9 protein-coding genes are annotated in these 9594 nt (G+C 67.6%); 5 read left to right on the top strand and 4 right to left on the bottom strand.

Features of this window, described 5'->3' with window-relative positions; translation table 11 throughout:
- Positions 1–801 (bottom strand): circularly permuted type 2 ATP-grasp protein (locus V6M46_RS00305; RefSeq protein WP_332661682.1); only part of this gene is annotated, 801 nt, incomplete at its 3' end.
- A 139-nt stretch (positions 802–940) separates the two neighbouring features.
- On the opposite strand from V6M46_RS00305, the gene V6M46_RS00300 reads away from it, so the two are divergent.
- Positions 941–1378 (top strand): HNH endonuclease, encoded by a 438-nt coding sequence (locus tag V6M46_RS00300; protein WP_332661681.1) that lies wholly within the window; start codon positions 941–943, stop codon positions 1376–1378.
- A 106-nt stretch (positions 1379–1484) separates the two neighbouring features.
- Here the strand turns inward: V6M46_RS00300 and V6M46_RS00295 are convergent, their stop codons facing one another.
- Positions 1485–2366 (bottom strand): siderophore-interacting protein, encoded by an 882-nt coding sequence (locus V6M46_RS00295; protein WP_332661680.1) that lies wholly within the window; start codon positions 2364–2366, stop codon positions 1485–1487.
- 66 nt (positions 2367–2432) lie between these two features.
- Here V6M46_RS00295 and V6M46_RS00290 point away from each other — a divergent pair, with 66 nt between their 5' ends.
- Together V6M46_RS00290 and V6M46_RS00285 are read left to right on the top strand one after the other, a co-directional pair.
- Positions 2433–3566, top strand: coding sequence for a lipid II:glycine glycyltransferase FemX (locus V6M46_RS00290; RefSeq protein WP_332661679.1), 1134 nt, complete (start codon positions 2433–2435; stop codon positions 3564–3566).
- Between the two features lies 1 nt (position 3567).
- Positions 3568–4602, top strand: coding sequence for an alanine racemase (locus V6M46_RS00285; RefSeq protein WP_332661678.1), 1035 nt, complete (start codon positions 3568–3570; stop codon positions 4600–4602).
- Here V6M46_RS00285 and V6M46_RS00280 read toward each other — a convergent pair.
- Complete coding sequence (locus tag V6M46_RS00280) at positions 4599–6980, bottom strand: transglycosylase domain-containing protein (protein ID WP_332661677.1); 2382 nt, start codon at positions 6978–6980, stop codon at positions 4599–4601. The two genes, V6M46_RS00285 and V6M46_RS00280, sit on opposite strands and share 4 nt — an antisense overlap.
- A gap of 192 nt (positions 6981–7172) precedes the next feature.
- Between V6M46_RS00280 and V6M46_RS00275 the strand changes: the two genes are divergently transcribed.
- Together V6M46_RS00275 and V6M46_RS00270 are read left to right on the top strand one after the other, a co-directional pair.
- Entirely contained in the window at positions 7173–7769 is a 597-nt protein-coding gene (locus V6M46_RS00275; RefSeq protein ID WP_332661676.1) for a PadR family transcriptional regulator, read from the top strand.
- Between the two features lie 22 nt (positions 7770–7791).
- On the top strand, positions 7792–8871 hold the full coding sequence (locus V6M46_RS00270; RefSeq protein ID WP_332661675.1) for an inositol-3-phosphate synthase: 1080 nt from the start codon (positions 7792–7794) through the stop codon (positions 8869–8871).
- A gap of 48 nt (positions 8872–8919) precedes the next feature.
- On the opposite strand, the gene V6M46_RS00265 is transcribed toward V6M46_RS00270, so the two are convergent.
- Positions 8920–9528: a TetR/AcrR family transcriptional regulator gene (locus V6M46_RS00265; protein WP_332661674.1), complete on the bottom strand. Its 609-nt coding sequence runs from the start codon at positions 9526–9528 to the stop codon at positions 8920–8922.
- Between the last annotated feature and the right edge of the window lie 66 nt (positions 9529–9594).

The following is a 9594-nucleotide window of genomic DNA, read 5'->3' as shown; positions in this document are numbered from 1 at the left end:
GTTGGTCGTACGCATCATGACCCGGCCGGAGCGGCACACCAGGTCGCGGCCCTCGACGAGCTCGACGCCCATCGTGCGGGCCAGCAGGGTGTGCTCGAAGTAGGCCGAGTTGTAGACGCCCGGTGTCAGCACGACGACGGTCGGATCGTTGACGCCGGCCGGGGCTGCCTTGCGCAACGCGGCGAGCAGCTGCTGGGAGTACTGCGACACCGGCCGGATGCGGTGGTCGGCGAACACCTCGGGCAAGGCTGCGGACAGCGCGCGGCGGTTGGTCATGACGTACGAGACGCCTGATGGCACGCGGACGTTGTCCTCGAGCACGCGGAAGTCACCGTTGCCGTCGCGGATCAGGTCGACGCCGGCGACGTGCACGCGTACGCCGTTGGCCGGCTCGAGCCCGGCGACGACGCGATGGAAGTGCGGGGACGTCATGACCGTGGCGCGGGGGACGACGCCGTCGGCGAACAGCTCGCCCGAGCCGTACGCATCCGCGAGGAACGCCTCGAGTGCGAGCACCCGTTGGCGTACGCCGCGCTCGACGTGGTCCCAGTCGGCGGCCTCGATCAGGCGGGGGACGATGTCGAGCGGGAACGGACGCTCCTCGCCGGCGACGCCGAACGTGACGCCCTGCTCGAGGTAGGACGAGGCGAGCGAGTCGGCGCGCAGCCGGATCTCGTCGGCGCCCATCTTCTCGAACGACTCATGGACCTGTGCGTAGTTGGAGCGGACCTCGGCGTCCGCGAACATTTCGTCGAACCCCACGACAGGTCCGTAGCCGTCGAAGAGGTCGGGGATGTCCACGCGCACCACCGTAGGACAGATTTGCTAACGGTGTGTTTCCGCGTACCCCGTTTGGGACCGACACCCGGGCGTTCTGGCCACGATCGGAGGCATTTCGTGGACGGTCAGGCTACGCTTTCGCTCAGAAAGGGGCCGGCCGATGGCGGATACATACGTCCTGGTGCTCAACGCGAGCTACGAGCCCCTGCAGCGCGTCTCCATCCGGCACGCGATCAAGATGCTCGTGCGCGAGGTCGCGGTCATCGAGGAAGAGGCCGGCGGATCGTTCGGCCCGTTCCCGGTGCCCAAGGTCCTGCGGCTCGTCCGTTACGTCGTGACCCGCTGGATGCACCGGCGCTCCAACCTCTGCACCAAGAGCGCGATCAAGGCCCGCGACAAGATGTGCGCCTACTGCGGCGGCCGCGCCGAGACCGTCGACCACATCGTGCCGCGCAGCCGCGGTGGGACGCTCACGTGGGAGAACGCCGTCGCCGCCTGCATCCGGTGCAACCACCGCAAGGCCAACCGCACGCCGGCCGAGGCGGGCATGACCCTGCTGGTCACCCCGAAACAACCCCACATCATCGTCGTCGCCTGACGCTGAGGAGAGGGTTTCGGTCCACCGAGGAGAGACAAACCGACGAAACCCGGCGCGACAACCCTCTCCTCGCTGGACCGAAACCCTCTCGTCAGCGTGAGTGGGCTTAGAGACCGACGCTTTCGTAGATGTCGTCGAGGGCGTCGAGGTATGCGCCTTGGTCGTCGCCGACCTTCTTCTGGACCTCTTCGGCCTTGGCCAGCACCTCGTCGGCGACCTGCTCGTAGCGGGCGTTCCACTTCTCCGCCTCGATCTGCCAGTAGCCGCACGTGTAGAAGTCGGACTGGGGCCAGCGCAGCTCACGGCGCAGGTGCCTGCGTACGGCGCGGCTCGCCCGCGCCTCGCCAGCGAGCCACACGTACCGGTCATCCGAGGGGAGCTCGCGCGACGTGACCGCCTCGGCCAACGCTTCGCAGATGTCGGTGTCCTTGCCGACGATCTGCCAGGTCACCTCGACGTCGGCCGGGCTCGGCAGCGGGATCTCGTCGCCGTCATCGGTCAGCACGATCACGACCTCGACCTTCTGGCCGGGCTCGAGACCGCGCAGGATGCGAGCCACGGCAGGCAGGCCGGTGATGTCGGCGACCAGCAGCTGCCAGCCCACCCCGGCCGGGGCGGCGTACAACCCGTGGGGCTCGATCAGCCCGACCCGGTCGCCCGGCCGGCACGTGCGGGCCCAGTCCGACCCGACGCCCTCGTCGTGCAGCGCGATGTCGAGGTCGATGCGGGTGTCGCCGTCGACGACCCGGTGGTCGGACACCGTGTAGACCCGCGGCTGGGGCTCGGCCGCTCCCTCGGGATACGTGATGTTCCAGTCGTCGTCGATCTCCGGGATCGCGAGCTCGGCGCCGGCCGGCGGGATCAGCACGCGGACGTACTCGTCGGGGATGCCGGTCGAGGCGAAGCCGTCGAGTCCTCCGAGCGTCACGGTGACCAGGTGCGCGGAGAGCCGTCGGCGCCCCAGCACCGTGGCGGCGTACGTCTTCACAGTCGCGTTCCCCTCGATCGATGACTTAGGCCAGCCTAACTTATGCCCGGTTGGTAGCGTGGCCCGGTGACGACACCTCCCCACCGCGGGCCCCTCAGCGTCCGGCCCATCAGCGCACCAGAGCACCTCGACTTCGTACGAAGTCGGGCCTCGGTGAGCTTCCTGCAGACCCCCGCGTGGGCGACCGTCAAGAACGACTGGCGCGGCGAGTCGATCGGCTGGTTCGACGGCAGCACGCTCGTCGGCGCCGGGCTCGTGCTCTACCGGCAGCTGCCGCGGGTCAAGCGCTACCTCGCCTACCTGCCCGAGGGCCCCGACATCGACTGGACGGACCCCGACCTCGGCCGCTGGCTGACACCGCTCGCCGCGCACCTCAAGCAGCAGCGCGCGTTCGGCATCCGCATGGGCCCGCCGGTCATCACCCGCCGCTGGCACGCCGCCACGATCAAGCAGGCGATCGCCGATCCGGTGCTCACGACCCTGTCGGACGTACCCGCCGACGTCAGCGACGACGACGCGCTCGGCGTCGCGACGGCGCTGACCCGGCTCGGCTGGAAGGAGATCCCGACCGAGAACGGGTTCTCCGCCGGCCAGCCGAAGTTCAACTTCCAGATCCCCCTCGCGGGGCGCTCCGAGGACGACATCCTCAAGGGCATGAACCAGCAGTGGCGCCGCAACATCAAGAAGGCCGCCAAGGCCGGCGTCGAGGTCGTACGCGGCGATCGTGGCGACCTGGCCGAGTTCCACCGTGTTTACGCCGAGACCGCCGAGCGCGATCACTTCACGCCGCGACCGCTGTCGTACTTCGAGCGCATGTGGGACGCGTTGACCGCCGAGGAGCCCGACCGGCTCGTGCTCTACCTCGCGCGACACGAGGGCGACCTGATCGCCGCGACCACGATGGTGCGGGTCGGCGAGCACGCCTGGTACTCCTACGGCGCATCCACCACGGCCAAGCGCGACGTCCGCGGCTCCAACGCTGTCCAGTGGCAGATGATCCGCGACGCGATGGCAGCAGGCGCCGCGGCGTACGACATGCGCGGCATCACCGAGACGCTCGACCCCGACGACTCGCACGTCGGGCTGATCCAGTTCAAGGTCGGCACCGGCGGCGAGGCGGTCGAGTACCTCGGCGAGTGGGACCTGCCGCTCAACCGTGCCCTGCACCTCGGCTTCACCCAATACCTGAAGAGGCGATGACGTGACCTTCGAGCTGGACATCGACGCCGACCGGTGGCGACGCGGCCTGCGTGCCGTCGTCGAGAGCACCCCTGGCATCGTCCCGGTCATCAAGGGCAATGGCTACGGCCTCGGCCGCGACCTGCTGGCCGGCGAGGCCAAGGATCTCGGGCTCGACCTGATCGCGGTCGGCACGTACGCCGAGGTGCCCGGCGCCCTGGCGGCGTTCGGCGGCGACGTCATGGTGCTGACGCCGTGGCGCCCGTTCTTCACCGATGTCATCCACGACGAGCGGATCATCCACACGGTCGGCCGGATCGAGGACATCGCCGCGCTCGCCGCCGGGCCCGACGCCACGGCGCGCGTGCTGCTCGAGGGCGAGACGTCGATGGCGCGGCACGGACTCGACCGCCACGAGCTCGCCGCGGCCGTCGCCGCCCTGGGCGACCTGCGGGTCGAGGGCTTCGCGATCCACCTGCCGATGGCCGGTGGCAACCTCCGCGAGGCCGAGAACTGGGCCGCCGCGCTCGAGGCCTCGCAGGTCGAGACGACGGCGTTCTACGTCTCACACCTGACCCCGGCCGAGCTGACGATCCTGCGCGAGCGCCGTCCGCAGCTGGACATCCGGCCGCGCATCGGCACAGCGTTGTGGCTGGGCGATCTCGGCGCCCTGACCGTACGCGCGACCGTCCTCGACACCCATCTCGTGGCACGCGGCGAACGCGTCGGCTACCGACAGCGGCCGATGCCCCGCGACGGCTACCTGCTGATCATCTCCGGCGGCACCAGCAACGGCATCGGGCTCGAGGCCCCCAAGTCCTCGGCCGGCGTGGTGCAGCGCGGCAAGTCACTCGCCAAGGGCGGGCTCGAGGCCGCCGGGTTCTCCCTGTCGCCGTTCATGATCGACGGCAAGCAGCGCTGGTTCGCCGAGCCGCCGCACATGCAGGCGAGCATGGTCTTCCTGCCGGCATCCGCGCACGTACCGCAGGTCGGCGACCGCGTCGACGTGGCGGTGAGGTTCACCACCGCCACGTTCGACGCCATCAACCTGCTCTAGCCAAGCCGAGTGACTGGTGCGACCGGTTCTTCGTCGTCCCGCCTGCGGCCCAGGCCGATCATGCCCGCGAGGACAGGAAGCAAGACCCAGCCACCGTCCGGCGGCGGCAACGTGCAGGGCCCCAAGGGTGCGTTCCACGTGCCGCCCGCCGCTTCGCATTCCTTCTGGTTCGACGGAGGCTCCGTCGGCTGCTCACACGGACCGTTGCCGGGTTCGGTCGGGCATTCGTCCTTGGTCCTCGGCTCGCAGCCCATGTTGCCGTCCGGCTGCTCGTTCGGCCCGCACACCTTCTGTGTCGGCTTGGGCAACGGGACGCACTTGGTCTTGTCGTCGTTCAGCTGCTCGTCCTTGTCGCACTTGGGCGGCGGCTTCTTGTAGTTCGTGCCCTTGGTCGACTTGATGTTCGCCGGCTTCGGGAACGCCCCACACTCCGTGCCCTCGAGCGCGGAGTTCATGTACGTCTGGAACGTCTTCGCCGGGATCTGGCCGCCGAAGAACGGGTTCATGTAACCCTCGAGATCGCCGTTGCCGAGCTCGCCGCGGTTGTACATCACGGCGGTCGCGAGCTTGGGCGTGTAGCCGGCGAACCACGACGACGAGACGTGCTGGTCGTCCGAGGGTCCGGCAGTCGCCGTCCCGGTCTTGCCGGCCGTCGGACAGATCGTCCTGGCGTTCGACCCCGTGCCGTTCGCCCCTGAGTTGACGACCTTCTGCATCGCCGCGATCGTGTCTGCCGCGACATCCTTGGGGATCGTCTGCTCGGTCTCGACCTTGTGCTTGTGCAGCGACGTGCCGCGGAAGTCCTTGACCGACTGGATGACGTACCAATCGGCCCGCTTGCCCTCGGCGGCGATCGTGGCGTACGCATTGGCCATGTCGACCGGGGCGACGGGGAAGTAGCCGAGCGGGGTGACCAACGGCGGCCCCGACTCGCGAATCGGGTCGAGGATCGACGTCGGGATGCCGGCCTGCTCGGCCGCGTCCAGGGTCTTGACCGGTCCGTCCTTCATCTGGTCCATCAGGTCGACGAACGCGGTGTTGACGGACTTCTGCGTCGCGAACTCCAACGGAACACTGCCGAAGGACTGACCCCCGCTGTCGCCCTGGTTCTCGGTGACCTGCTTGCCGTCGATCGTGAGCGGCGAGGAACCGTTGAGCTTGGTCTTGAGGCTGTAGCCGTTCTCGAGCGCCGCGATGACCGAGAACACCTTGAACGTCGATCCGGGCTGCGTGCCCGAGGTCGCCCAGTTGACCTGGTTCTTGAGGTAGTCACGACCGGCGTACATCGCCTGTACGGCACCCGTGCCCGGTTTGATCGAGACCAGGGACTGGTGCAGCTCGTTCTTGCCCGCCGGACGATGCGCCTTGATCGCCGCGATCGCTTCCTTCTGCTTGCGGTAGTTGAAGGTCGTCACGATCCGGAGACCGTTGCCGTCGATCTCTTCCGGAGTGAACTCCAGGGCATCCATCTGCTTCTTGACGAGATCCAGCAGGTAGCCCTTGGAGCCGCTGTAGCGGTTGATCTCCCGCTTCTTCGCGAACTTCGGCAGGTGGTCGTCGAACTTCGCCGCCTGCTCAGCGGTGATGGCGCCGTCGTCGACCATGCCCTTGAGCACGTAGCGGAAGCGCGGACCGATCCGCTCCTCCGCGCCCTCGGTGTAGGGGTCGTAGTAGCTCGGGCTGTTGATGATCGTCGCGAGCATCGCGGACTGCGCGTAGTTGAGCTGCGAGGCGGGCTTGTCGAAGTACGTCTTCGCCGCGACCTCCACACCGTAGGCGCCGTTGCCGAAGTAGATCGTGTTGAGGTAGCCCTCGAGGATCTCCTTCTTGTCCATCTGGTTGTGGATCTTGATCGAGAGGATCGCTTCCTTGATCTTCCGCTTGTAGGACTGCTCCTGCGTCAGATAGAGGATCTTGACGTACTGCTGCGTGATCGTGGAGCCGCCGCCCTGGATCTCACCGCTCGTGGCGTTGTTGCGCGCCGCACGGATGATGCCCTTGATGTCGATGCCGCGGTTGGAGTAGAAGGAGCGGTCCTCGGCGGCGATGGCCGCGGCCTGCATCGAGGCGGGGATGTCCTCGATCGAGATGCTCTCGCGGTCCTGTGTCGCGAACGTCCCGAGCTGGTGCTTGCCGTCGGAGTAGTAGACCTTGGTGGTCTGCGTCTGGAACGCGGCATTGGCGCTGGGGATGCTGATGGTCTGGTAGAGGATGAAGAACGTCGCCGCGCCGAACAGCACGCCGAGCACGCCCAGCAGGGCTCCCCACCGGATCGTCGCGAGCCACCACGGGCCTTGGCCACCGATCTTTCGAGCGATCGCCTTGAGTCGCCCGCCGCCCGCGTGGGGGCTCGGCGCTTTCTTCCGCTGTGCTGGCAAGGGTCCGTCTACCTCCATGGGGATCCCGGGATCGGATCCGTCAACGACCAAGTGTGCCGAACCTACCTGAGGATTGGTTAATCGACGGGGGCCACGTGTGCTGGGTCACGAACACCGGGGTGTTGCCGATACACCAGTTAGATGTATCGTTCCGATATACGAACAAATGCATGACTTTGTCAGGACGGGTACATGACACGACGCGGCGCGGCACTCGAGGTGGCGGTCCTTGGACTGCTCCACGATGCCCCGATGCACGGCTACGAGCTGCGCAAGCAGGTCAACGCCCTGCTCGGCTGGGGCCGCATCCTGTCCTACGGCACGCTCTACCCCTGCCTCAAGGCGCTCGGCAAGTCCGGCTACATCGTGGCCGACGAAACCGCAGAGCCCGAGGGCCGGGGACGCCGCGCACGCATCGTCTACAAGCTCACCGCCGAAGGCAAGGAACACTTCAGCCAGGCACTCGAGGACTCCGGTCCGTCGACGTGGGACGACGAGACGTTCGGCGTACGGTTCGCGTTCTTCGCGCGCACCGATGCCGCCTCCAGGGTTCGCATCCTCGAGGGACGACGAAGCCGACTGGAGGAGCGTCTCGACCACGTCCGCAAGGCAGCACAGCGGAAGCGCGATCGGGTCGACTCCTACACGTTGGAGCTGCAGAGGCACGGGCTGGAGTCGGTCGAGCGCGAGGTCAAGTGGTTGACCGAGCTGATCGACCGCGAGCGCTCCGGCGGCTATCCAGACGCAGACAGCACCACCAGCACAGACCTCAACACGACCGAGAAGTGAACACATCAATGAAGGAGAACCCATGGGTTCGGTACGCGTAGCAATTGTGGGTGTGGGCAACTGCGCCACGTCCCTGATCCAGGGCGTCGAGTACTACAAGGACGCTGACCCCACAGCCAACGTCCCCGGGCTGATGCACGTCGAGTTCGGCCAGTACCACGTCAAGGACATCGAGTTCGTCGCCGCGTTCGACGTCGATGCCAAGAAGGTCGGGTTCGACCTCTCCGAGGCCACGCAGGCCAGCGAGAACAACACGATCAAGATCGCCGACGTGCCGCCGACCGGCGTCATCGTCCAGAAGGGCAACACGCTCGACGGCCTGGGCAAGTACTACCGCGAGACCATCGAGGAGTCGGACGCCCCGGCGGTCGACATCGTGCAGGTCCTCAAGGACACCAAGGCCGACGTCCTCGTCTCCTACCTCCCGGTGGGCTCCGAGGAGGCCGACAAGTTCTACGCGCAGTGCGCGATCGACGCCAATGTCGCGTTCGTCAACGCGCTGCCGGTGTTCATCGCGTCCGACCCCGAGTGGGCCAAGAAGTTCGAGGACGCCGGTGTCCCGATCATCGGCGACGACATCAAGAGCCAGGTCGGCGCGACCATCACGCACCGCGTCATGGCCAAGCTGTTCCAGGACCGTGGCGTCGTGCTCGACCGCACGTACCAGCTCAATGTCGGCGGCAACATGGACTTCAAGAACATGCTCGAGCGCGAACGCCTCGAGTCCAAGAAGATCTCGAAGACCCAGGCCGTGACGTCGAACCTGAACCACGACCTCGGTGCCAAGAACGTCCACATCGGCCCGAGCGACTACGTCCAGTGGCTCGACGACCGCAAGTGGGCGTACGTACGCCTCGAGGGTCGCGCGTTCGGTGACGTCCCCCTCAACCTCGAGTACAAGCTCGAGGTCTGGGACTCGCCCAACTCGGCCGGCATCATCATCGACGCCATCCGTGCGGCGAAGATCGCCAAGGACCGTGGCATCGGCGGCGCCCTGCTGTCGGCGTCGTCCTACCTGATGAAGTCGCCCCCGGAGCAGCGTCCCGACGACCTCGGTCGCGAGATGCTCGAGAAGTACATCCGCGGTGAGGTCGACCGCTAAGCAGCACCCGTACGTCGGAGGGCCGGTCCCGTGGGGGCCGGCCCTTCGTCATGCCCGGAGCAGCCGGGCGAAGGTGTGGCGCATCAGCTCGGTGGCGTCGGCTGCGTCGCGACCGAGGTCGTCGCGGGCGAAGGACCAGGTCATGCCGCTCGCCGCCGCCATGAGGCCGAGGCACAGTGCGCCGTCCACACCGCCCGCGGCTTCCAGCTCGGCCGGGAACGTCTCGAGCAGGTCACGTCGAAGACGCCGGATGAGCTCACGACGCGCCGCGGCCAGGGCAGGCGAGAAGGGCTCACCCAGCGCCGCTGACCGTGCCGCCGGCGCCAGGTGCTCGAGACGGAGGGCGTGCTGCCGGCAGAACTGGTCGATCCGGTCACCCAGCGGGAGCGACGGGTCGATCGCCTGGCGCAGCGCGGCATCCGCGTCGAGCCAGTACGCCGTCGTCGCCTCGAGCAACGTCTCGAGATCCTTGAAGTTGAGCCACAGCGTGCGCAATGACACCCCGGCCCGCTCGGCGATGACCTTGGCCGTCGGTTTCAGCACGCCCTCGCGCAGGAGCTCGGCATGCGCCTCGACGATCGCCTCGCGAGTACGCTCGCCGCGGGCGATCCGGCCGTCGCTGTGACGCTGCACCTCGACCGCCTCGTTGTTCGCCACACCTCACAGTATGGCGACACCTCGGTCGTCGAGTGGGCCGAGGAACGAGGCCCGGCTGCTCGACCG

It is taken from the genome of Aeromicrobium sp., assembly GCF_036676885.1.
Taxonomy (GTDB): Bacteria; Actinomycetota; Actinomycetes; order Propionibacteriales; family Nocardioidaceae; genus Aeromicrobium.
The sequence above is the reverse complement of the archived record's forward strand: the minus strand, read 5'-3'. Positions and strand labels throughout refer to the sequence as shown.